Source organism: Mycobacterium hackensackense (genome assembly GCF_025822555.1).
Classification (GTDB): Bacteria; Actinomycetota; Actinomycetes; order Mycobacteriales; family Mycobacteriaceae; genus Mycobacterium; species Mycobacterium fluoranthenivorans.
The window spans coordinates 1-21,181 of sequence record NZ_JACKUC010000020.1; the positions used below are offsets into that span (position 1 = coordinate 1).

The 21,181-nt window shown below is 65.0% G+C and carries 23 protein-coding genes and 1 pseudogene; 10 read left to right on the forward strand and 14 right to left on the reverse strand.

Translation table 11 applies throughout. The features are described 5' to 3' along the window. The 7 genes and pseudogenes from H7J86_RS00160 to H7J86_RS00190 form a co-directional block, all read right to left on the reverse strand. Positions 1-143, reverse strand: a pseudogene (locus H7J86_RS00160) (ABC transporter ATP-binding protein); the annotation flags it as partial. Positions 144-185: 42 nt separating this feature from the next. After that, positions 186-431 (reverse strand): fibronectin-binding protein, encoded by a 246-nt coding sequence (locus H7J86_RS00165; protein ID WP_235683312.1) that lies wholly within the window; start codon positions 429-431, stop codon positions 186-188. Positions 432-454: 23 nt separating this feature from the next. Then, on the reverse strand, positions 455-1,294 hold the full coding sequence (locus H7J86_RS00170) for an alpha/beta hydrolase-fold protein (protein WP_267288743.1): 840 nt from the start codon (positions 1,292-1,294) through the stop codon (positions 455-457). A 105-nt stretch (positions 1,295-1,399) separates the two neighbouring features. Continuing rightward, on the reverse strand, positions 1,400-1,510 hold the full coding sequence (locus tag H7J86_RS00175) for a hypothetical protein (protein ID WP_090364320.1): 111 nt from the start codon (positions 1,508-1,510) through the stop codon (positions 1,400-1,402). Between the two features lie 2 nt (positions 1,511-1,512). Then, positions 1,513-2,259, reverse strand: a complete 747-nt coding sequence (locus H7J86_RS00180; protein WP_090364322.1) for a hypothetical protein — start codon at positions 2,257-2,259, stop codon at positions 1,513-1,515. Positions 2,260-2,382: 123 nt separating this feature from the next. Next, positions 2,383-3,438: an LLM class F420-dependent oxidoreductase gene (locus H7J86_RS00185; protein ID WP_267288633.1), complete on the reverse strand. Its 1,056-nt coding sequence runs from the start codon at positions 3,436-3,438 to the stop codon at positions 2,383-2,385. A 22-nt stretch (positions 3,439-3,460) separates the two neighbouring features. After that, on the reverse strand, positions 3,461-4,036 hold the full coding sequence (locus H7J86_RS00190) for a TetR/AcrR family transcriptional regulator (RefSeq protein ID WP_090364323.1): 576 nt from the start codon (positions 4,034-4,036) through the stop codon (positions 3,461-3,463). 159 nt (positions 4,037-4,195) lie between these two features. On the opposite strand from H7J86_RS00190, the gene H7J86_RS00195 reads away from it, so the two are divergent. After that, on the forward strand, positions 4,196-5,215 hold the full coding sequence (locus H7J86_RS00195; RefSeq protein WP_267288745.1) for a phosphotransferase family protein: 1,020 nt from the start codon (positions 4,196-4,198) through the stop codon (positions 5,213-5,215). Here the strand turns inward: H7J86_RS00195 and H7J86_RS00200 are convergent. Continuing rightward, positions 5,212-5,874, reverse strand: a complete 663-nt coding sequence (locus H7J86_RS00200; protein ID WP_090364326.1) for a TetR/AcrR family transcriptional regulator — start codon at positions 5,872-5,874, stop codon at positions 5,212-5,214. The genes H7J86_RS00195 and H7J86_RS00200 overlap by 4 nt on opposite strands. Before the next feature lie 237 nt (positions 5,875-6,111). On the opposite strand from H7J86_RS00200, the gene H7J86_RS00205 reads away from it, so the two are divergent. The 3 genes from H7J86_RS00205 to H7J86_RS00215 all read left to right on the forward strand — a co-directional run bounded on the left by H7J86_RS00205 (position 6,112) and on the right by H7J86_RS00215 (position 7,819). Beyond that, a complete protein-coding gene (locus tag H7J86_RS00205; protein ID WP_090364349.1) occupies positions 6,112-6,498 on the forward strand; it encodes a DUF732 domain-containing protein in 387 nt (128 codons plus the stop codon). 94 nt (positions 6,499-6,592) lie between these two features. Continuing rightward, a complete protein-coding gene (locus H7J86_RS00210) occupies positions 6,593-7,033 on the forward strand; it encodes a CAP domain-containing protein (RefSeq protein ID WP_090364351.1) in 441 nt (146 codons plus the stop codon). 9 nt (positions 7,034-7,042) lie between these two features. Continuing rightward, positions 7,043-7,819, forward strand: a complete 777-nt coding sequence (locus H7J86_RS00215) for a maleylpyruvate isomerase family mycothiol-dependent enzyme (RefSeq protein WP_267288635.1) — start codon at positions 7,043-7,045, stop codon at positions 7,817-7,819. 7 nt (positions 7,820-7,826) lie between these two features. Here the strand turns inward: H7J86_RS00215 and H7J86_RS00220 are convergent, their stop codons facing one another. The 4 genes from H7J86_RS00220 to H7J86_RS00235 all read right to left on the reverse strand — a co-directional run bounded on the left by H7J86_RS00220 (position 7,827) and on the right by H7J86_RS00235 (position 11,007). Further along, the gene (locus tag H7J86_RS00220) at positions 7,827-8,705 is read right to left on the reverse strand and encodes a PaaI family thioesterase (protein ID WP_187095932.1); all 879 of its coding nucleotides are present in this window, start codon (positions 8,703-8,705) and stop codon (positions 7,827-7,829) included. 68 nt (positions 8,706-8,773) lie between these two features. Beyond that, a complete protein-coding gene (locus tag H7J86_RS00225) occupies positions 8,774-10,063 on the reverse strand; it encodes a protoporphyrinogen/coproporphyrinogen oxidase (protein ID WP_267288637.1) in 1,290 nt (429 codons plus the stop codon). Between the two features lie 66 nt (positions 10,064-10,129). Beyond that, the gene (locus H7J86_RS00230; RefSeq protein WP_170847510.1) at positions 10,130-10,399 is read right to left on the reverse strand and encodes a cytochrome C oxidase subunit IV family protein; all 270 of its coding nucleotides are present in this window, start codon (positions 10,397-10,399) and stop codon (positions 10,130-10,132) included. Then, positions 10,399-11,007, reverse strand: coding sequence for a cytochrome c oxidase subunit 3 (locus H7J86_RS00235; RefSeq protein ID WP_267288639.1), 609 nt, complete (start codon positions 11,005-11,007; stop codon positions 10,399-10,401). The genes H7J86_RS00230 and H7J86_RS00235 overlap by 1 nt, the downstream gene beginning before the upstream one ends. A 158-nt stretch (positions 11,008-11,165) precedes the next feature. On the opposite strand from H7J86_RS00235, the gene H7J86_RS00240 reads away from it, so the two are divergent. The 6 genes from H7J86_RS00240 to H7J86_RS00265 all read left to right on the forward strand — a co-directional run bounded on the left by H7J86_RS00240 (position 11,166) and on the right by H7J86_RS00265 (position 18,279). Next, positions 11,166-12,299 (forward strand): acyl-CoA dehydrogenase family protein, encoded by a 1,134-nt coding sequence (locus H7J86_RS00240; RefSeq protein ID WP_267288640.1) that lies wholly within the window; start codon positions 11,166-11,168, stop codon positions 12,297-12,299. A 7-nt stretch (positions 12,300-12,306) separates the two neighbouring features. Continuing rightward, positions 12,307-13,722 (forward strand): phosphotransferase, encoded by a 1,416-nt coding sequence (locus H7J86_RS00245; RefSeq protein WP_267288642.1) that lies wholly within the window; start codon positions 12,307-12,309, stop codon positions 13,720-13,722. Positions 13,723-13,777: 55 nt separating this feature from the next. Further along, positions 13,778-14,428 (forward strand): TetR/AcrR family transcriptional regulator, encoded by a 651-nt coding sequence (locus tag H7J86_RS00250; protein ID WP_090364224.1) that lies wholly within the window; start codon positions 13,778-13,780, stop codon positions 14,426-14,428. Between the two features lie 74 nt (positions 14,429-14,502). Next, positions 14,503-15,654 carry an acetyl-CoA C-acetyltransferase gene (locus H7J86_RS00255; protein ID WP_090364202.1) on the forward strand — a complete coding sequence of 384 codons (1,152 nt, stop codon included), beginning with the start codon at positions 14,503-14,505 and terminating at the stop codon, positions 15,652-15,654. A 3-nt stretch (positions 15,655-15,657) separates the two neighbouring features. Next, positions 15,658-16,809, forward strand: a complete 1,152-nt coding sequence (locus H7J86_RS00260) for an acyl-CoA dehydrogenase family protein (protein ID WP_187095937.1) — start codon at positions 15,658-15,660, stop codon at positions 16,807-16,809. A gap of 153 nt (positions 16,810-16,962) precedes the next feature. Beyond that, entirely contained in the window at positions 16,963-18,279 is a 1,317-nt protein-coding gene (locus H7J86_RS00265; protein WP_372517197.1) for a cytochrome P450, read from the forward strand. Between the two features lie 80 nt (positions 18,280-18,359). Here H7J86_RS00265 and H7J86_RS00270 read toward each other — a convergent pair whose 3' ends face one another. Both H7J86_RS00270 and H7J86_RS00275 read right to left on the reverse strand, forming a co-directional pair. Next, positions 18,360-19,547: an acetyl-CoA hydrolase/transferase C-terminal domain-containing protein gene (locus H7J86_RS00270; protein WP_235633116.1), complete on the reverse strand. Its 1,188-nt coding sequence runs from the start codon at positions 19,545-19,547 to the stop codon at positions 18,360-18,362. An 11-nt stretch (positions 19,548-19,558) separates the two neighbouring features. Then, positions 19,559-21,151 (reverse strand): FAD-dependent oxidoreductase, encoded by a 1,593-nt coding sequence (locus H7J86_RS00275; RefSeq protein ID WP_187095938.1) that lies wholly within the window; start codon positions 21,149-21,151, stop codon positions 19,559-19,561. Positions 21,152-21,181: the final 30 nt, after the last annotated feature.

The following is a 21,181-nucleotide window of genomic DNA, read 5'->3' on the forward strand; positions in this document are numbered from 1 at the left end:
TTCAAGAACACCGACTTACCGGTACCCGAAGGGCCCAGCAACACGCTGACCTCACCCTCGGGAACCTTCAGCGTGACGTCTTCCCAAATCTTCGACGACCCGAACGACTTACTCAGTCCAGTCACGTCGATTGCGACACCCATACGAAATCCTCTCGTGTTCTTGTCAATTCGGAGGCCCGAGCCTCAGATACAACCGCTGACGCACGGATCGGCGGGAGGCACCGCAACCCCGGGATCCCCCGCAGGAAGTTGTGTGGTCAGATCGACGTCCCCATCGAGATCCGGGGCCATCGGGACGAAGTGGCACAGCAGCGAGACCGCCATGCTGCACGGCGAGTCATTCGGAGCGGCATGTGCGGGCCAGGCCAGCGCCAGGGCAACCAGACATCCGAAGATCGCAAGGGATGACACCTTCACCGGCCGAACCACGTTTCTCTCCTTCGTTGCGTGCACTAGGCGATGGTGGCCGCCAGGTCACCGGACATGACGGCCAGTTGCGGACCCCAGCTACCCCAGTCATGCTGACCTCCGGTCGGGAAGTCGAAGTGCCCGTTACGACCTCCCCTGGCGCGGTAATGCGAATAGAAACTGCGGTTGCTGCCCTGGGCCTGATCGCAATACCCGACCATCGCCGCGGGATCACTACACGTCAGCGTCTGCGGGCTGAACACCCACAACCGGGTGTTGTTGTCCACCAACAACTGTCCATGCACGTCGGGGTCATGCCACTTCCACCGACCGAGCTGCGCCGCACCCCACATCGCCTGGGTGTTCACCCCACCGAACTGCGCCATACCCGCGGTGAGCGCACCATTGAGAAACGTGTTCGAGGGGGTCAGGAAACCAGACAGCGACCCCGCGTAGCGGAATCGCTCCGGGTGGAACTCCGCCAGTGTGAGCGCCGCCGTACCGCCCTGAGCCGCGCCCACGATCCCATGTCCCGTGGGCGCCAGGCCCTTGTTCGCGGCCAACCAGTCCGGCAGCTCCTGAGACAGGAACGTCTCCCACTGCAAGCTGACGTCCGCCTCCCAGTTCGTGTAGAGGCTGAACGCAGCACCGGCCGGGGCCGCCACCGAAATACCCTTACCGGCCAAGGTGCTGAACGCACCGGCACCGACCCAGTTGCTCACCTCCGGACCCGCGTTGAACGCATCCAGCAGATACACCGCGTGCGGTCCACCTGCCTGGAATGCCACCGGGATGTCACGACCCATAGCCGCCGACGGCACCATGAGGTACTCGATCCCGTCTGCTTTCGCCTGCCCAGGAGAACACAGACAGACGCCCACCATCAACGCGAACAGGTTCCGCAGCAGCCGACTGGCCGTGCTCATCGCCGCCCCCGTTCCCACCGCGGCACAGACGGTGCGTATTTCGCCTCCGGCATCGAGCAGCGCTCAGACAGGGGGGTACGCCGGCGGCGGGTACACACCGCGAAGCGCCCACGGCAACCAGCTGAAGAAATACTCAAGTTCATCACTCGCGTCGTAGTCGGGACTTGGATCCACGGCTATGTCTCCGATTCGAGGCGCCGCAACGCACGGAATGCACATGGCGTCACCACGGCGATGAGCACGAAGAACATGACGAACACTGCCCAGAAGTTCAGGGCGCCATGCCATGCGAAGGGACCGGTACGCGCGAAGGGAATGAAGACGAGCGGCACGTAGACCGCGGCAGTCAGGAAGCAGATATAGCCGACCCAGCGCGGAAACAGTGGCCGGTCACGTCGATCCATCAAGATCGCGATACCCAAAGCCACGCTCTGCAGGAAGGAGAACATCCACGTCAGATCGAAGAACAACCAGCCGAGGTCGTACAACGTCTGGATGGTTTCGGCAGACCTCGTTTCGACCCGGAAGGCCGCCGTCTGCCACACGATCGCCGGAACCACGGTCACCACACCCGTCATCAATCCGCCGATGAGCTCCGTCATCGACAGGGGCCCCATCGGACCCTCCATCCGGCCGACGAGCTTCGACAGGACGATGCTCCAGGTGTAGTAGCACGGGGCACCAACCGCCATGAGCACCATGCCGATTCGGATCGAGGTCTGGTGCTCGTGGAAGTACGCGGCGATGCCGGCCGCGTCCAGGTCTTCACTCGGTGGCGGCCAGAAGCCCGCGAACACCGCGAATCCCAGCAGCCCCAGGCCGACATAGACACAGACCGACCACAGCCCGACGCGAAGCAGTCGATAGTCGGCCCGCTCGGTGGAAGCCCGATCGTTGACCGCCGGATTCAGCGTGGATGTCACAGTTCCTCCTCATGGTTCTGCCGTGACTTCTTCGGGCGCGGGGCCGAAGAATGACAGCTCGACACACGGACCATAATCGAATCTTGGATAGAAAAAGTGCAGAACGGTCGTTTGACGCGTTCGTCAAATCAAGAAGCCCCGGACAGTGGCCATGTCATCGAGCCTGCGCGCATGTGAATCCGCAACAGGATCAGCCAGCACACAGGTGACCCCGGCGGCGTGTAGCGCCGCGATCCGGTCCCGCACCTGAGCCCGATCGCCGATCAGCGATATGGCGCGCGCGAACGATTCCGGGACAGCCTCAGCTGCTGCCGATTTCGATCCGTTCAGGAACTGCCTTTGGATCTCAGCGGCTTCCTTCTCATACCCATACCGCGCGAAGAGCGTGTTGTAGTAGTTCTTGCCGGCGGCGCCCATTCCGCCGACGTACAGCGCGACATTCGCACGGACGGCGTTCAACGCACGCGCTGCATGGTCGGGATCGTCGGAGATCAGCAGCGGGCACTGGACGCTGATGCCGAGATCACCGAGTTCGTCGTCACGACCGTTTCGCCCTGCCCGCAGGGCGTCACCGAATGCGCGGTCCGCGCGTTCGGGGTGGAACAGAATGGGCTGCCACTCGTCGAAGATCTCAGCCGCCAGTTCGACATTCTTCGGCCCTATCGCCGCCAGCGACATCGGGATCCGGTCCCGCACCGGTGTCCCGATGATCTTCAACGGCTTTCCCAGGCCGGACCCGCCCGATGCCTCGTCCAACGGCAGCGTGTAGTGCTTACCGCGATACTCGCTGGGCTCCCGCCGCCAGATCCCGCGGCAGATCGCCACGTGTTCGCGGGCACGTTCGACCGGCGCGTCGTATCTGACCCCGTGAAAGCCCTCGATGACCTGGGGGCCTGACGCACCGATTCCCAAGACGCACCGTCCACCACTGACATAGTCGATACCGGCGGCGGTCATGGCCAGGTTGGTCGGCGTCCGCGAAAACATCGGCAGGACACCGAAGGCCAATTCGGCGTGACGGGTCTTGGCCGCGACGTAGCCCATCTGACTGACCGCGTCCACGCTGTACGCCTCGGCGATCATCACCCGCTGCAGACCCGCCTGCTCGAATTCGGGCAGCCGATCGACGACGGCCGCGAAATCATTTCCGTAGTACCGCAGGGGCATACCCAGCCTCACCGCACCCTCTCCTTCGTCGTCGTCAACCGGGTGCACCTTCGAGAATGGTCAGCAGATCTCGAAAGATGGCCTCCAGACCCTCAAGGTCCGGCGCCACGGCCGCCTGCTCATAGCCGATGAGCAGATACAGTGCCGCGTCCGCGAAGCGGTGTGCCCGCAGGTCGTCGTCGGCGATCTGGCGGGCGGAATCGAAGACGACTTGTCGCCGCAACATATCGACTTCTGCCTGCACTCGACGCACATCGGGGTCGACTCGGCTCCAGGCGCGAATGGCACTCTCGGCGGTGTGGTCCAACCGCAGCGCCACGTCCACCAGTCGCTCGATGCGCCGGTACGGATCGGGCTCACCGCGCAGAAGCTGCAGTTGGGTGAGTGTCGCCTCGTTCTTCCAGTGGTCGATCACCTGAGCGCGGTATTGCGCCCAACCCTCGAAGAAGTGGTAGAACGAACCGCTGGTCACCCCCAGCCGACTGCACACCTCTGCGAGCTTGAGTTCGAGGTGTCCCCCGTCGGCGAGTACCTCCAATCCGACAACCATGTAGTCCTCACGCGTCGCGGACTTGTGCGCACGCCCCCGCTCGGATGCCACCGTTGCCATGATCGTATTCTAATCTACAGTAAATAATTCGCGGCGCTTTCGACGCGGACGAGCCTCGATGGACGGCGGCCGCGGCGCACCCAGCCGCTTGGACGCCACCACAGAAGGGCTGACGGTATGGTTCTGCACGAGAGCACTCCGCCGATATCGGCGCCCGGTATGTGGACAGACCCTCCGGCCACTGCGGAGTGGCTGGAGCGGCACGTTGCCGAGATCACCTCGCCGGTGACGATCCAGAGGGTGGGAATCGGGCAGTCGAATATCACCACACTCGTGACTGACAACGTCGGACGCCAGTGGGTGATGCGTGAACCGCCGCCCGGCGATACCGCGGGTAAAGCGCATGACGTGGTCCGCGAGGCGCGCATCCTGGCAGCCCTGGCGGATACCGACGTGCCGGTCCCCCGGGTCGTCGGTACCGGCACGACCCCGTCCGGGTCACCGTTTCTGGTGATGGAGCGGGTGGCCGGCGCACCGCTGGAAAGCGAGGCAGATGCCAGGGCATTGGCTCCCGGTCAGCGCCGAGACCTCGGCGTGGCCGTTGCGGAGACCTTGGGCCACCTGCACCGTCTCGACCCCGCGAGATTGGGCATCGCAGCATCGAGCAGCCCCTACCTGGTCCGTCAGCTGCGCCGCGTGTCTGCAGCATGGGAGCGGGTGGGCGCCGCGAGCCGCCACGATCGAGACTGGCAGTCCGTCTGTCGTGGTTTATCGCAACGGCTACCTCAGCGGTCACCGGAGGTCATCATGCACGGGGACTACCGGCTGTCCAATCTGCTGGTCTCCGGCGGGCGCATCACCGCAGTGCTGGACTGGGAGCTGTGCACCGTCGGCGATCCCTTCGCCGATCTCGCGTGGCTGCTCGACGATTGGCGACCGGCTGAGGAAGCGGCGATCGTGATGCCGTCACCGACACGTGCGGGAGGCTTCCCCGATCGCGACGACATGGTGGCGGTGTACCGGGATATCACCGGGTTTGCGGTCGATGACCTCGACTACTACCGCGCATTCTCACAATGGCGGGCCGCCAGTCTGCTCGAAGGTGTGCGAGCCCGGCGGCTCGCCGGGGTGATGGGATCCCACGCGGCCGTTGACCCGACGGCCCTCGAACACTCGATCGGCGTCCTCTTGACCTCCGCGGCGGGGCACCTCGCCGGTAACGCCTGCGCGGGAAGCTAAGCGGGAGAGGTCTCTGCAAGCCCGTGACGAATGACTGACTGCGCGTTGGCCACCACCGCTTCCACCGAGCCACGTCGCGGATTCCACCACTCCACAGCCCAATTCAGCGCACCGAGCACCAACATCTGCGCGATGTAGAGATCCAACTCCGGCCGTAGCAGCCCTTCGCGGGCCACGTCGTTGATCAACCTGCGCCAGATCTCGCCATATCGCTCCTCTTCGAGGACCTGGCGCTTTCGAATGGCTTGGGGAACCTGCCCGGCGTTGCGAATCGCAGCGGTGGTGTAGTGCGAGATCTCAAGTTCGTGCCTCAGGTGCGCCTCGACGGCGATCAGGAGCTTCTCCAGCGGAGCGGTCCCGTCCGGGACCTCCTCGAGGATGGCCGCGACGTGAGCCCGCATATCGGCGATGCCCGCCCACATGACCTCTTCGATGAGTTCGTCGCGGGACGGGAAGTAGTAGTAGATCGCCGGTGCCTGTAGCTCAGCCTCGGCCGCCACATCGGTGAGCCGCAAGCCGGCGTAGCCGTGCTCGGAAAGGACACGAGCGGCGGCGTCCAAGATCCGCGAGCGCGTCAACGCCGATTTAGATTCCGGGACCGGTTGACCGGAAACCGCCTCGTCGGCGTCAACGGGCAGCCGGGAGCTTTGCCTGGGCATCCGCTCATGATACGGCGGAAACGACGAGCTCACGGACGTCGGCCAGGATTCGGACAGCGTGCCCCGCCACGGACTGCCCAGGGCGCCGTCGCGCACCGGTTTCCAAGCGTTGTTGCCACAGACATGGAAGAACTTAATTTCTAGTAGAAAATGCTTGACCTCAGCACATCCGTTGCGCACAGTTGACGCGTGATCTCCACAACAGAGTCCGGTGTGGGCATGGCGGCTCACGCGCCCATGGCGCGCTGTCGAGCACTGCACCGGCGTACGTCGGCTCGACTTGCCGTGACTCTCGCCGGCGCCGCCCTCGGCGGAGCGGCGGTCTGGGGCTCACCCGTCGTCGCGCACGCCGACGCGGTGGCGTATCTGGTCAACGTCACGGTGCGACCGGGCTACGGGTTCCCCGACGCCCAGGCGGCCTTGGCCTACGGCAACGGTGTGTGCGACCAGCTGCGGTCCGGCACCGGATACCCGTCGATCATGGCAGGCGTCAAACGCGATCTCGGGACGTCAGACGAATATCAAGCGTCCTACCTCATCACTCAGGCAGCCAATGAACTGTGCCCCGCCGCCATCTGGCAGCTGAGACACTCGGCCGCCGGCTACCACCTTGAATCGGAGTAGGTCAGTGCCGTCATCACCCCATTCGCTCAACGCACACGGCCGGTACCGCGCCGCCGGCACGCCCCGCCGCGCAGCGACCGCGATCGGGTTGGCGATGGCCGTGGCTACCGCTGCCGCAGCACCGGCACACGCCGACAATCGTCGGTTCAACAACAGCGTCATCGCCGATGTGTACACCGTGCAGCACCAGGCCGGGTGTACGAACAATGTGGTGGCGAACCCTCAGTTGCAACTGGCCGCGCAATGGCATGCCCGCGACGTCCTCAACAACCGCGAACTCGGCGGTGATCTCGGGACCGACGGCTCCACACCCCAAACACGTGCAGACGCAGCGGGATACCACGGCGTGGTACAGCAGACGGTCGCCATCAACCCGGCCTTGGCCATGAGCGGTATCGAGTTGATCAACCAGTGGTACTACGACCCGGGCGCCCTGGCCATCATGCAGAACTGTGCCAACACTCAGATGGGGGTCTGGTCGGAGAACAGCCTGGACCGCACGGTGGTTGTCGCACTCTACGGCCATCCCGCCTGACGGTCAGCCGTGAAGATCAACCGAGTTGCCGCGCTCCGCGACGAACGCACCGCGCTGTTGACGCTGTGCGAAAGCTTCACCGAAGAGCACTGGCGCACCCCGAGCCGGGCAGCCGGATGGACCGTGCAGGACGTCCTCGCCCACATGGGATCTGGCTGTCACGCCATGTTCACCGCTGCCGCTCCACGAATGCTCTTCAGCCGTGACATCGAGTCCACCAACGACGAAATGGTGGACGCGCGCCGCGGTTGGTCTCCCGCGCAGGTGCTCGACGAGTACCGCATCTGGAGCGCACGTGTCATCCAGGTGGCAGGCGCATTGTCCCGCACCCCAATCACATTCGTGCCGATCAGGCTTGCGGAGCTGGGTCGCTTCCCCCTCCGGATCCTGCCGGCGGGGGCCCTCACATTCGACCACCACGCCCACCTTCGGCACGACATCCTGCCTGCCCTGGACTTACCGGATCCCGGTACGGATGCCAACCGGATGGACGTCGTCATCGAGTGGATGTTGGCGGTGCTGTCCAATCAGATCCGAACGTCGGCTCCGTGGATGGACAAGCCGGTCACACTGACACTGCGGGGTATCGGCGGTGGTGTCTGGACGGTGCGGCCATGCGGAACCATCGTGCGGGGTCATGAACACGCCGAGGTGATCGTCGAGGCCACGGCGATCGAGTTCCCGGAATGGGGAACCACGCGGGTTCCCTGGCGCGAACGCGACGTGTCGATCATCGGCGATCACGACTACGGCAGCCGATTCCTGGACCAGCTGAACGTGGTATGACAGGCTGCTAAACGGCGTCGAGTTCGTCGCCCGTGCGCCTGGTGACAGGTGGGATCCGCGCGGTCACCGTGGATACCGTGCACAGTTCACCCCGACCGCCGCGCCCCGACACCTCGACCACCGCCGAGGACCGTCCGATGTGGTGGAGTCGGGCGACTGCGACGAAGGGCGCATCGGCCACGACGGGCCGTAAGTAGTTGGTGTGCACGTGTGCCGTTGCCAGAGCGGGGTTTCGGGCGCCGACCGCCGCGGCCGCCGCCAGTTCGGTGACACAGGCCGACACCCCGCCGTGCATGATCCCGAATCCGTTGACCCAGTTTCCGGGATCGGCCAGCGAGATCTGTACGCCCTCGGCGAGGTGGTGAACGTCGATACCGAGCACCGCCTCGATACTGACCGCACCCGTGCCGACACTCGACGCAGCCTCCGTCACGACCACGGGATCCTGTGCGGTGGCCGCGAAGAACACCGTGCGCGTCGTTCCCACCGCGACCAGATCCCCGGCACCGGTGGTGATTCGGCACTGCACGAATGCCTCCGCCCCCTGGACGACCTCGACCGCCTCCGCGAACAGATGACCGCCGACGGGAAGTTCACCGATCAGATCCAGCGTCAGCTCGGCGGTCAAGGACCAGGTGTCGGGCGGGCGGCGCACGTACGGCAGCTCGCCGAGGATATGGTCGGCCAACACCATCAGCGCGCCGGCCAACGGCCGCCCCTGGGCGTCACACGCCCAGGAAGGGACGACGTAAGCACAGCGGTTTCCCGACGCGGTCGGCGCACAGTCGCGAAGTCCGAAGCGCGCTTCGACCGATCCCGGATCGTCGATCGTGCACCACTGCGTGCGAGCCTCGACACTGGTTGGCAGGTGGCGGTGATCGGCCAAGGGGCATCCTCAATGAAGGGTGATAGGTGCTGAGATACCACAGAATTGCGTGCAATACCGGCCGGCGGCTACACCGACTCTTCGAGAAGACGCCGGGCGGCACGCTCACCGCTGACCACGGCGGTCTCCACACCCAGGTGCGCCAGGTAGTCCCCGGCAATGCCGACGCGTGCCGGCATCTTGTTCCGGAGTTCTTGCATGGCGCGATAGTGCCCCGGCGGACAGATCGCCAGCGCACGCTCGATTCCGAAGACCTCTGCGACCGGTTCCGGGAATCCCGTGCCGAGGGTTTCGCTGACATGGCGCAGCGCAGTCTCGATCAACTCGTCGTCGGTGAGTTCTCGGGTGGCCGCGCTGGAAAAGTACGAGTTCGTCATACACCCGCCGGCCGGTACCAATTGCGATGTTGCCGAAGTCTTCACGACGGTCCCCAACAACGGACGAGGTCCGGCGCCGATCGGCAGTAGCATCTCGAATTCGTTTGCGGGCCAGGGATTTTTCACCCACCGCAGATTGACATGGGCCATCGACGCATACGGGGCAGATCTGAGCGCCTGCACCTCCGTCGCCCCCAGACCGGACTCGAGGAGACCGGCCGCACGCGCCGCGTCCGTGGCGACGACCACCCCGTCGACCCGCGACGTCTCGCCCTGCGCGGTGGATACCACCACCTCGGCACCGTCGAGATCCACCGCCACCACGTCGACCCCGAGACGTACGTCGACATTTCTTGTCAGTGCGGCACACACACTGCCCATACCGTCACGCGGCAGGAAGAACTTGGCGCGGTGCGCCCGCTTCATGATGCCCTGCAGGTATGGCACGGAAAGGTCGCGGCAGTCGGTGCCGAACGACGGCTCGATCAACGGACGAACGAAGTATTCGAACGCGTTGTCGCCCAGCCTGGCCCGCGCCCACGTCTCCATGTCCTCGCCGCGGTCGAAGTCCGCAAGGCTGTCGGTTTCGAAGGGATCTGGCGCAGGCCCGGCAATCGCCAGGACTGCTCGCAGCGCTAGGCGCGTCTTGTCGCGGACCGACAACATCGGAAGCTTGAAAAACGACGGTACGTAGTCATATCGGATGGGATGGAGGGTGTCGCCGTCCCACAGACCGGCAAGGGGTGACCAGGGTTTCAGCAGATCCTTGGTTCCACTGTGCGCCAGCAGTTCGATACACCGCGCATACGAGTTGAGCATGTAAATCGCGCCCAGTTCGACTCCGAAACCGTCGCGCTGCACGGTCCGGGTGCGGCCGCCGAGATCGTCCGAAGCCTCGAAGAGAACGACATCATGCCCGGCCCGCGTCAGCACAAACGCCGCTGCGCTGCCCGCGGCTCCCCCGCCCACTACCGCAAACATGCATTTCCTCTCAACTCCGAATATGTCGTGATATGTCGTGCCGGCAGAATCGCGTCCGTCAGCGGATTACGCCAACAGATACAGACCGATCAACACCGCACCCACCACCACGTTCCACACGCCGAAGACCGCCTTCAGCGCAACCGGCGCTTCGCGGATCTCCATGAAGTACCTACCCACGAAATGCACCTTGGTGAAGGCGATCACGATGATGCTGATGGCCGCGTAACGCTGCGGCAGTTCGTGCCCGACACCCAGAACCCAGGACGCCAGCGTCGCTGCGATCAGAGCGAACCACACCGCGGTGATACGGTCGCGCAGAAGTGTTGTCAGCATCATTTCACCAGGTACAGGAGTGGGAAGATGACGATCCACAGCAGATCGACCATATGCCAGAAGCACGCCGCGCCTTCGAGATAATCCCGTTCGCGGCCCACCAGGACCGGCTTCCGCGTCAGCTTGACCATGAACCCGAGGAGCGCCAGACCGATGGCGACGTGGAACAGGTGCAACCCGGTCATCACGTAGAAGTACATGAAGAATTGATTGGTCGTGGGCACCAGATCGTGGGAGATCTTGACGCCGTACTCGACGGCCTTGTTGACCACGAAGATCCCACCACAGGCCATGGCACCGAAGATCAGCCGGCGGGCAAGTTGATGGGCGTTGTGGCGTACCGCGCGGACCGCGGTGACCACCAGCAGCGAGCTGGTCAACAGCACCAAGGTGTTGACCACGCCGAAAGTCTGATTGAGCGCGAGCTGGGAGTCGTTGTAAAGCCCGGGATCTTGGCCGCGGTAACACAGGAACACGCCGAAGAGCACCGCGAACACCGTCATGTCGCCGAAAAGGAAGACCCAGACGCCCTCCTCGGCCGGAAGCCGGCGCTCGGGTTTCTCCACTTCTGCCGTGGCGTCGGTGGGCTGCATTCGCGCCGATGTCATCGCACCCGGGCCAATACCACTGCGCTTCGGTCAGCCTCGTCGTTGTCGCTGCCGGTGGCAGGCGTCCAGGTTTTCACTGTCGGGCACCCCTTCGTCGTCGATGCGGGCCGATCGGCAATAATTTAACATGAAATAAAAACGAGGGTAAGGTGCGTGCCATGCTCAATCAGCTCAATGACGAAGAGGCTTATCTGGTTGCGACGGTGCGGTCTTTCATCGATCGTGAGGTCAGGCCGTCGGTGCTGGAGGTGGAGCACGCGAACACCTATCCCGAGCGCTGGATCGAGCAGATGAAGCAGATCGGGATCTATGGGTTGGCGGTGCCGGAGGCCTATGGGGGCAGTCCGGTGTCGATGCCGTGCTATGCGCAGGTGACCCAGGAGTTGGCGCGGGGGTGGATGAGTCTGGCCGGGGCGATGGGCGGGCACACCGTGGTGGCCAAGCTGCTGGTGTTGTTCGGTACCGAGGAGCAGAAGCAGACGTATCTGCCGAGGATGGCGATGGCGTTGACCGAGCCGGGCGGGGGTTCGGATCTGCAGGCCATGACCACGGTGGCGCGCGCTGATGGCGATGATCTGGTGATCAGCGGGGCCAAGACCTGGATTTCGAATGCGCGGCGCTCAGATCTGATCGCGTTGTTGTGTAAGACCGATCCGTCCGCGCAGCCGAAGCATCGGGGCGTCTCGATTGTGTTGGTCGAGCATGGGCCGGGTTTGACGGTGTCGCGGGATCTGCCCAAGCTGGGCTATAAGGGTGTGGAGTCGTGTGAGCTGGCTTTTGATGAGTACCGGATCAGCTCATCGGCGATTCTGGGCGGCGCACCGGGTAAGGGTTTTGCGCAGATGATGAAGGGGTTGGAGACCGGGCGTATCCAGGTGGCCTCGCGGGCGTTGGGGGTGGCCACGGCGGCGTTGGAGGATTCGTTGGCTTATGCCCAGGCGCGGGAGAGTTTCGGTCAGCCGATCTGGAAGCATCAGTCGATCGGTAATTATCTGGCCGATATGGCCACCAAGTTGACCGCGGCGCGGCAGCTGACCTGGTATGCCGCGCGCATGTATGACAGTGGGCAGCGCTGCGATATGGAGGCCGGGATGGCCAAGCTGTTCGCCTCCGAGGTCGCGATGGAGATCGCGTTGAACGCAGTGCGCATTCATGGCGGGTACGGGTATTCCACCGAATACGACGTCGAGCGCTACTTCCGGGACGCCCCGTTGATGATCGTCGGGGAAGGCACCAACGAGATCCAACGCAACGTCATCGCCGCACAACTGGTCTCCCGCGGCGGACTCTGACGACGCCGTGACCGACAAGACGATCGAACGCAGCACCGACGCTCGCTGGGACGGGCTGGAGGCTCCCTGGCCGACGCTGTTCGCCTCGGTGGAACGTACGACCGGTGGTCGCATCCTGGAATGGAAACGGCAGGCCCGCTGGCGACCGGCGTGGTTTCTCACCGTGGAGATCGATGGCGAGCTGCGCCGGCTCTACGCACGCTGTCAACGCGAAGAAGCCATGCCCTGGACTCGGACGCTCTCACTTCGACGGGAGTACGACATCATGCGGGTGTTGTACGACGAAGGCGTCGCGGTGCCCGCTCCCCTGGCGTTCTGCGAGGAACCCGAGGCGATTCTGATGGCCTCGGTCGATGGGCGGGATCGATTCGACGAACGCGACAACCCACGGGTCCGCGACCTGGTCATCGCCGACTACGTCCGCCGGCTCGTTGCCGCTCATCGGCTCGACACCGGTCCGTTCGAGGCGATCGGCCTGTCCAAGCCGTCAACACCTCAGGACATCGGATACATGGGGTTCGGGCTATCCGAGAAGTGGTACCGCGAAGTCAAGCCCGCCCCCGACCCTGTCATCGAATTCATCGTCGCCTGGCTCCATCGCCACGTTCCGGCGCACCGGCATGAGGTGTCCTGGATCCATTTCGACGCAGGCCAGTTCCTCCATGCCGACGAACACGTCACCGCGTTGATGGATGTTGAATTCTCTTGTCTGGGCGATCCGATGGCCGACCTCGGTGCGATGCGGATACGCGATACCGCCCAACCCATCGGCGACCTGACCCATGCCTACACGGTCTACGCGAACGAGAGCGGCCAGCCGATCGATCGCGCTGTGGTGAACTTCCACGCGGTCCGCTTCGCGTTGCTCACCGCGATGCTCTCGGCGGGCACCCGCGCAGACCCGCCGGCCGAGTTCGATCTCGCCCAGTGGCAGGCGTGGTCGTTGATGTCACTGACGCTGTGTCTGGAGATCATCGCCGAAGAGAGCGGCTTTGAGCTCGACCCGCCTCCGGCGCTGACGTATCCGACCATCCGCAACGATCCGGCTCACCTCGCCGTCCAGCGAATCGTCGACGACATCTTGGCCGACGAGAACCTCGACGACCACGCGGGATTCCGCCTCCGGGTGGTCAGAGACCTGCTCCCCGGGCTACAGCGCAGCGCGCAGGCGATGTCCTACGTGGACGCACTGGACCAAGTCGAGGCCGACGAACTGCTCGGCTTCGCGCCGCGCGACTGGCGACAGACCGATGAGGAACTGGAGGACTTCGTTCGACAGCACGGGGCCACCCGTGAGACCGAGGTCGCCCGCTTGCTGGTCCGGCGTCTACGCCGGCAGATCGACCTCATCGAGCCCGGGATGCGCGACGTCCGCGAATTCGGGGTGCAGCGCATCGATTGGGCGGCGATACCGACGAAATGAGACACCACCTCCCGCGCCGTAGGACATGACGGGGTGGCGCTCCTATCATCGAGCCATGCCCGCGAAACTGCCAGCACCCGAGTCCAGCGACACCAAAGCGCAACGGACGCGCACGCGCATCCTCAACGCCGCCGCCCAGGTGCTCAGCGTCAAGGGCTACGCGGGCACCCGGCTGACCGATATCGCCGACCAAGCCGAACTCCGTGCCCCCGCGATCTATTACTACTTCAAATCGCGCGAAGACCTCATCGAAGAGGTCATGTTCTGCGGGATCAGCGACCTGCGCACCTATCTCCAGGACGCGCTTGACGCGCTGCCGCCGGACACGGCACCCATGGACCGCATCATGACTGCGGTCGAATCACATCTGCGCCATGAGCTCGAGTTGTCCGACTATGCGCGGGCATCGATCCGCAATTCCGGGCAGATCCCCGTGCACCTGAAGACTCGACAGAAGAAGGAAGAGGCCGCCTACGACCGGATCTGGCGCGGGTTGATGAAAGACGCCGCAGCCGAAGGCCAGATCCGTGACGACCTGAACCCTCCACTCGCCCAGGCCTTGGTTCTGGGCGCCCTCAACTGGACTGCCGAGTGGTGGCATCCGCGGCGCGGCTCGGTCGAGACAATGGTGTCCAACGCACAGGTTTTCGTGAAACACAGCCTGAGCCCGGTTCCCAAGAAGCAACGCACCACACGGCGCCGCTGAGCTGTCCCCTGGCACCACAGCCCGGCGCGGAATCCGGTTTACAGTATTTTTGATTCTATGTTAAATTATTTTCCATGACTGAGGCTTATATCGTTGACGCAACTCGAACCGCAGTGGGCCGTCGCAAGGGCGGTTTCGCGGGGTCACATCCGGCCGATATGGCCGCGCATGTGATCAAGACTGTGGTCAACCGTCACGACATCGATCCGGCCGCCATCGACGACGTCATCCTGGGGTGTCTGGACAACATCGGATCCCAGGCCGGCGATATCGCACGCACCGCCGCCCTGGCTGCCGGGCTTCCGGAATCGGTACCCGGTGTGACCATCGATCGCCAGTGCGGATCCGCCCAGCAGGCAGTGCATTTCGCGGCCCAAGCGGTCATGAGCGGCACCTCCGATCTCATCGTGGCCGGTGGCGTCCAGAAGATGAGTCAGTACCCGATCCTGAGCGCTTTCGGCGCCGGCGAGCCGTTCGGATCGACCGATCCGTGGACGGGTTGCGAAGGCTGGCGGGCCCGCTACGGCGACCAGGAGATCTCCCAGTTCCGCGGCGCCGAGATGATCGCGGAGCAGTGGAAGCTCAGCCGTGAAGACAACGAGCGTTTTGCGCTGGCCAGTCACCAGCGCGCGCTCGCCGCGATCGCGGAGGGCCGCTTCACCCGCGAGATCACCGAGTTCGCCGGGATCAGCGTGGACGAGGGACCGCGTGCCGACACTTCGTTGGAGAAGATGGCGGGGCTGCCCACCCTCGTCGAAGGGGGCGTCCTGACGGCCGCTGTCGCCAGCCAGATCTCCGACGGCGCCGCAGCACTACTGGTGGCCTCGAAGGCCGCCGTCGACCGGTTCGGCTTGACCCCTCGCGCTCGCATCCATCACATCTCGGTCCGTGGCGCGGATCCGGTGATGATGCTGACGGCGCCGATCCCGGCGACCCAGCACGCGCTCAAGCGCGCCGGCATGTCCATCGACGATATCGACACCGTCGAGATCAACGAGGCTTTCGCTCCCGTGGTGTTGGCCTGGCTGGCCGAACTGGGGGCCGACCCTGCGAAGGTCAATCCCAATGGCGGGGCGATTGCCCTGGGGCACCCGATCGGCTGCACCGGCGCGCGACTGATGACGTCCATGCTGCACGAGTTGGAGCGCACCGGGGGCCGGTTCGGCCTGCAGACCATGTGCGAAGGCGGCGGCCAGGCCAACGTCACGATCATCGAACGGCTGTAGGCGATGAAGCGTTCCCTCTACGAGGCCGACCACGAGGCCTACCGCGAGACCGTTCGCGAGTTCCTGGCCAGAGAAGTCGTTCCCCATCAGCATGATTGGGATCGCGACCGCTGGATCGACCGTTCGGTCTTCGCCCGCGCTGCCAAGTCCGGTATCTACGCGCTGCAGATCCCCGAGGAGTACGGCGGGGCCAGCGAGGCCGACTACCGATACCGCATGGTGGTCTGCGAGGAGATCGCCAGGATCAACGCACTGTCGTTCGGCCTGACGGTCAGCCTCCAGGATGACCTGGTCCTGCACTATCTGCTCGATCTGACCAACGACGAGCAGAAGGCACGCTGGCTGCCCGGTTTCGCCGCAGGCGAGCTGATCGGCGCGCTGGCCATGACCGAACCCGGCGCGGGCAGCGATCTGCGAGGCATCCGCACCACGGCGCGCCTCGACGGTGACAACTGGATCCTCAACGGCCAGAAGACGTTCATCTCCAGCGGAATCATGTCCGATGTCGTCGTGGTGGCCGCGCGGACCAATCCGGACGGCGGGTCCAACGCGCTGAGCCTGTTCGTCGTCGAACGCGATACCCCGGGCTTCGAGCGTGGCCGCAAGCTCGACAAGGTCGGACTCCCCGCCCAGGACACCTCCGAACTGTACTTCCGCGATGCGGTGGTGCCCGCGCAGAATCTGCTGGGCGAGGCAGGTAAGGGGCTGCAGTACCTGATGAGCCACCTGCCGCGGGAACGACTCGGGGTCACCGCGAAAGCGATGGCCACCACCCGGGCGATCTTCAACATGACCGTCGAGTACTGCCAGAGTCGTCAGGCGTTCGGCGGCCCGCTGACGGACAAGCAGCATGTCAGGTTCGAACTGGCCGAGATGTCCACCGAGATCGATATCGCCGAGGCCTACACGGACCGGAGTGTGCTTGCCTACAACGCCGGCGAGCTCACGCCCGTTGATGCCGCCAAGGGCAAGTGGTATCTGAGCGAATTGCAGAAGCGGGTCATCGACCGGTGCTTACAGCTGCACGGCGGTTACGGGTACATGCTCGAGTATCCGGTGGCACGTGCCTATCTCGATACCCGCATCCAGACGATCTACGGCGGCACGACCGAGATCATGAAGGAGATCATCGGCCGCGATATCGCCGCGTCCTGAAATCGTGACCAGCTGCGCGGGCCGAGGTGTCACTCGGTCCGCGCAGCTGCGTTCAGGGCTCCGCGCCGGCCCGACTTCGTCAACTTCCCCACCCGACAGCATTTTCGAATCTACAATAGAAATATCTCAACCATTCGACATGAGGAGTGGACGGTGTCCAGCAGCCCAACGGATTCGGTGACGCAACAGGCAGCCGACACGCCGCCCACCGATACCCCAGATCGACCATTCGACCCCGTCGACATCTCTCCGAAGGCGTTCTGGGCGCTCTCCGCCGAGGAACGCGACGTCTCGTTCGCCGAACTCCGTCAGCGCGCGCCCGTGAGCTGGCAACCGCCCGCCGAAAGCGACCTGGCACCGCCGGGAATCCCCGGCTTCTGGGCGGTCACCACACACGAGTTGATCCGTGAGGTCAGTACTCACCCCGAGCTGTTCTGCTCAGGTCAGGGCATCCAGCTGGAGGATGTGCCCGACGAATTCCTCGAGGCGGCATCGTCATTCCTGGCCATGGACGGTCCGCGGCATCTCACCTTCCGCCGGTTGATGAGTGCGTCGTTCACCCCCAAACAGGTCAAACGTATCGAGGAGCAGATCCGCGAGCGCGCCGCCACGATCGTCGACGAGTTCTTGGCCAAGGGCGAGGGCGACTGGGTCGAGAATGTCAGCAAGCAGATGCCGATGCACACCTTCTACGACATGGTGGGGCTGCCGCAGGACCGCCGGGAAGAGGCGGCCCACTACGCCGATGAGCTTGCCGGCTGGAACGATCCCGATATCGCCGCCGGCCGCACGGCGGCCGAGGTGATGAACGACGCGTTGGTGGGCAACCTCAGCATCGGCCTGGACTTCGCCGAAGCCACCCGTGCCTGCCCGCGCGACGACATCTGGTCCAACCTGGTGTCGGCGCAGGTGGACGGTCGCGACCTCACCGACGACGAACTGGCCTCGATGTTCGTGCTGATGTCCTTCGCCGGCAACGACACCACACGCACGACCCTGTCGCTGGGTGTGAAGGCGTTCGTCGACAACCCCGACCAGGTGGCCTACCTGCTGGAGGACTTCGATGGCCGCATCGACGCGGCCATCGACGAGGTACTGCGGTGGGTGACACCGGTGATGACCTTCCGCCGCACCGCCACGCAGGACACCGTCTTGGGCGGCCGGCAGATCCGCAAGGGTGAATGGGTGGTGATGATCTACTCATCGGGCAACCGCGACGACACTGCCTTCACCGACCCGTGGACATTCGACATCTCCCGTAAGCCCAACCAGCATGTGGCCTTCGGCGGTGGGGGTCCGCACTACTGCCTGGGCGCATTTTTGGCCAGGATGCAGATCCGGCACATGCTGGACCAGATCCTGCACCGGCTCCCCGATCTCCGACTGGACGCCCCCGACATGTTGGTGAGCAACTTCGCGGCCGCCGTCAAGCGCATGCACGCCGGCGCAGGCTGCCCCGTCCAGCACTGACGGAAAACCTGCGCCTGCCACCGATGCGATATCGGTGGCAGGCGCAGGTATTGTCTTGGCGCACTGGGCGGATGGCCAGATCAGGCCGCGAGCTGGAAGAGCCCCTCGATGAGGCGGCGCCGTTCCGACCACCCGGCCGAACGCAGATCGACGTGGCCGGCCTCGGTGACGATCACCTCCACATCGTGGGCAGGCGTCGACGCCGGCCGACTCAGCGCCTCGACAAGCGTTGAGCGGCCGTTGAATTGCGCCGGAACAGCGATGATGGACAATCCCGATCGGTTCATCCGAGCGGCCGTGCAGTAGTCGGGGTGTCCCCCGATACCGCCCACCACCTTGTTGCCGACGCCCTCGACGTTGACTTGACCGAACGGGTCGATCTCGATCGCGGTGTTGACCGCGACGAACGGCGCACCCCGGGACAGCCGGGTGACGTCGTGGCTGTGTTCGATGCCCCGCAGGATCGGCCGACCATCGGCCCATCGGTACAGCTCGGCGCTTCCGAACAGGTAGGTCGCCGCCGGCTCACCGATGAGCAGCCCCCGCCGTTCCAGGTCCATCACCGCATCGGTGAGCAGTCCGGTGTCGATGGCCAGTGCTTTGGTGCAGCGCTGCAGCAGCGCGGTACCGAGCTGACCGGGTCCGCACTGGAGTCGGGCGCCTTCGGGGATGAGGTCCAGCACCCGGTCGGCCAGGGCTTCGTGGATGGCCTCCGCCGGCCGCGACGGCAGATCTGCGGGGCCATCGCCGGTGCGGCCGATGATCGTCACCGCCTCCGGTGCCACCGGCTTTCCGGCGCAGGCCGACGGCGCCCCTTCGTCGAGTACGGCCCACACCGGTACGCCGATGTCGACAAGCGTCTGCTGCCACGACACCTCGGTGCAGAACTGAAAGCCGCCGTCACGTCGGGTCATCCGGGTGAGCAGCACGTCCGGACGCAGATGAGAACCCAGTAGTGCGGGGATGGCGGCCATGCTGGTCGGCACCGCACTGGTGACCGGGCTGGGAAGCAACGTCCGCACACCCCAACCCGGCATGAGGGTGACGATGCGGGTGAAAGCCTCCGGGGTGATCCCCAGCGGCGCCACCGGGCTCCAGCCCAACACCAAGGTGAGGCCACGGCCGCCGGCCGCGTACGTGCTCAGCACCTCGCCGACGGTGGAGCCGTCGTCGAGCATGTTCGCCGCGCCCACACCATCACCGAGGGCGATGACGAGATCTCGATCACCGGCGCGACGCAGCAGGGCGGGCAGTTCCGTCGTTGACACCTCGGCGATTCCTAGGAGACCACGGCGGCTGCGGTGAGCAGGGCCCTGCGGTCGACGACCTTGACCCGGGGTCGCGAGGCCGCCGCACCCAGCTGTCGCTCGGCGGCATCGATACGGCGCCAGCCGGCCAGGTCCACCACGGTCACACCGTGCGCCGCGAAGTCCGAGGCATCCGGCCCGGTCTGCGAAGCCGGGTCCGGCAAGGTACCGGCCCGGGCATCGGCCAGGAGGTTGGTGACGGTCTCCCGCGCGCACAACCGGTTGGTGCCGATGACACCTCGGGGACCGCGTTTGATCCAACCGGTGACGTACACCCCCGGTACCGGGACACCGTCGTGGATCACCCTGCCGCCCTCGTTGGGAACGACACCGGCGGCCTCGTCGAAGGGCAGCCCCTCGATCGGCGTGCCGCGATATCCGATGGACTTCAGCACCAGCGCCGTGTCGATCGAGACGACGCCCGCGCCGCCCTCCACTTCCAGGGCCCGTACACGATCGTCGCCGACGATGCGCACCGGCCGGGTACCGAAGCGCAGCACGATCCGCTTGTTGCCCGCGGTGCTCGACCGCTGCGCATACTCACCGACGATATCGAATTTCAGGGCACGCTCGTGATCGTCGGGCCGCTCTCCGACCTCTCCCTCGACCACCACATCCACACCCGGTAGCCCACCGAGCGCCAACAACTCCCCCACCGAGAACGCGCCGTCTGCCGCACCGCGGCGGCCCAACAAGACGACTTCACGCACGTCACCGGCGGCCAGCTGGTGCAAAGCGTGTTCGGCGATATCGGTGGCCGCCAACTGATCCGGGTCCATCACCAATACCCGCGCCACATCCAGCGCCACGTTGCCGTTGCCGACGATCACCACGCGCGGACCGGCCAGATCGAATCGTCGCTCGGCATGGTCGGGGTGTCCGTTGTACCAGTTCACGAACTCGGCGGCCCCGATGGTGCCCGGCAGCTCCTCCCCGGGGATGTCCAGCTCGCGGGTCGTGGAGGCGCCCACCGCATAGATCACCGCATCATGGTTGGCCATCAGCTGGTCGTGGGTGACGTCTTGACCGACGGCGACGTTGAAGAAGCACGTCACGTTGGGGCTGGCGAGCGCCGTCTCGAAGACCTGCACGACGTCCTTGGTGCGTTGGTGATCGGGCGCCACGCCGAAACGCACCAGGCCGAACGGCGTTGGCAGCCTGTCGAAGACGTCCACCTGAACTCCGGTGGTGCGCGCCAGATCGGCCACGGCATAGCACGCCGCCGGGCCGGCGCCCACCACCGCCACCCGCAGCGTGTCTCGTCCGACCGGAGCCGGGGTCCAGTTCGCCGGGATGGGACGGATGGCCAACGGCTCGGTGGCGAAGAAGTCGGCATTGATCGTCTTGAATCGTTGCTGAGATTCCGGCAGTTCGTCCTCGTGGTAGATCGCGCCGACGGGACACACCGCGACGCACGCCCCACAGTCCACACACGACGCCGGATCGATGTACAGCATCGGTGCGGCCGCGCCGGCTTGATCGGGCACGGGCCGGATGCAGTCCACAGGACATACGGGGACGCAACTGGCGTCGGTGCAACAGTTCTGGGTGATGACGAAGGCCATTGCCTTGTGCAACCTCTCCTGTGGTCTTCG

Bases quoted from the DNA above. Each gene is read 5' to 3' on its own strand.
- H7J86_RS00170 (WP_267288743.1), bottom strand. From the start codon at position 1,294: ATGGTGGGCGTCTGTCTGTGTTCTCCTGGGCAGGCGAAAGCAGACGGG.
- H7J86_RS00190 (WP_090364323.1), bottom strand. From the start codon at position 4,036: ATGGCAACGGTGGCATCCGAGCGGGGGCGTGCGCACAAGTCCGCGACG.
- H7J86_RS00195 (WP_267288745.1), top strand. From the start codon at position 4,196: ATGTGGACAGACCCTCCGGCCACTGCGGAGTGGCTGGAGCGGCACGTT.
- H7J86_RS00200 (WP_090364326.1), bottom strand. From the start codon at position 5,874: ATGCCCAGGCAAAGCTCCCGGCTGCCCGTTGACGCCGACGAGGCGGTT.
- H7J86_RS00205 (WP_090364349.1), top strand. From the start codon at position 6,112: ATGGCGCGCTGTCGAGCACTGCACCGGCGTACGTCGGCTCGACTTGCC.
- H7J86_RS00210 (WP_090364351.1), top strand. From the start codon at position 6,593: ATGGCCGTGGCTACCGCTGCCGCAGCACCGGCACACGCCGACAATCGT.
- H7J86_RS00225 (WP_267288637.1), bottom strand. From the start codon at position 10,063: ATGTTTGCGGTAGTGGGCGGGGGAGCCGCGGGCAGCGCAGCGGCGTTT.
- H7J86_RS00230 (WP_170847510.1), bottom strand. From the start codon at position 10,399: ATGCTGACAACACTTCTGCGCGACCGTATCACCGCGGTGTGGTTCGCT.
- H7J86_RS00235 (WP_267288639.1), bottom strand. From the start codon at position 11,007: ATGACATCGGCGCGAATGCAGCCCACCGACGCCACGGCAGAAGTGGAG.
- H7J86_RS00240 (WP_267288640.1), top strand. From the start codon at position 11,166: ATGCTCAATCAGCTCAATGACGAAGAGGCTTATCTGGTTGCGACGGTG.
- H7J86_RS00250 (WP_090364224.1), top strand. From the start codon at position 13,778: ATGCCCGCGAAACTGCCAGCACCCGAGTCCAGCGACACCAAAGCGCAA.
- H7J86_RS00255 (WP_090364202.1), top strand. From the start codon at position 14,503: ATGACTGAGGCTTATATCGTTGACGCAACTCGAACCGCAGTGGGCCGT.
- H7J86_RS00260 (WP_187095937.1), top strand. From the start codon at position 15,658: ATGAAGCGTTCCCTCTACGAGGCCGACCACGAGGCCTACCGCGAGACC.
- H7J86_RS00275 (WP_187095938.1), bottom strand. From the start codon at position 21,151: ATGGCCTTCGTCATCACCCAGAACTGTTGCACCGACGCCAGTTGCGTC.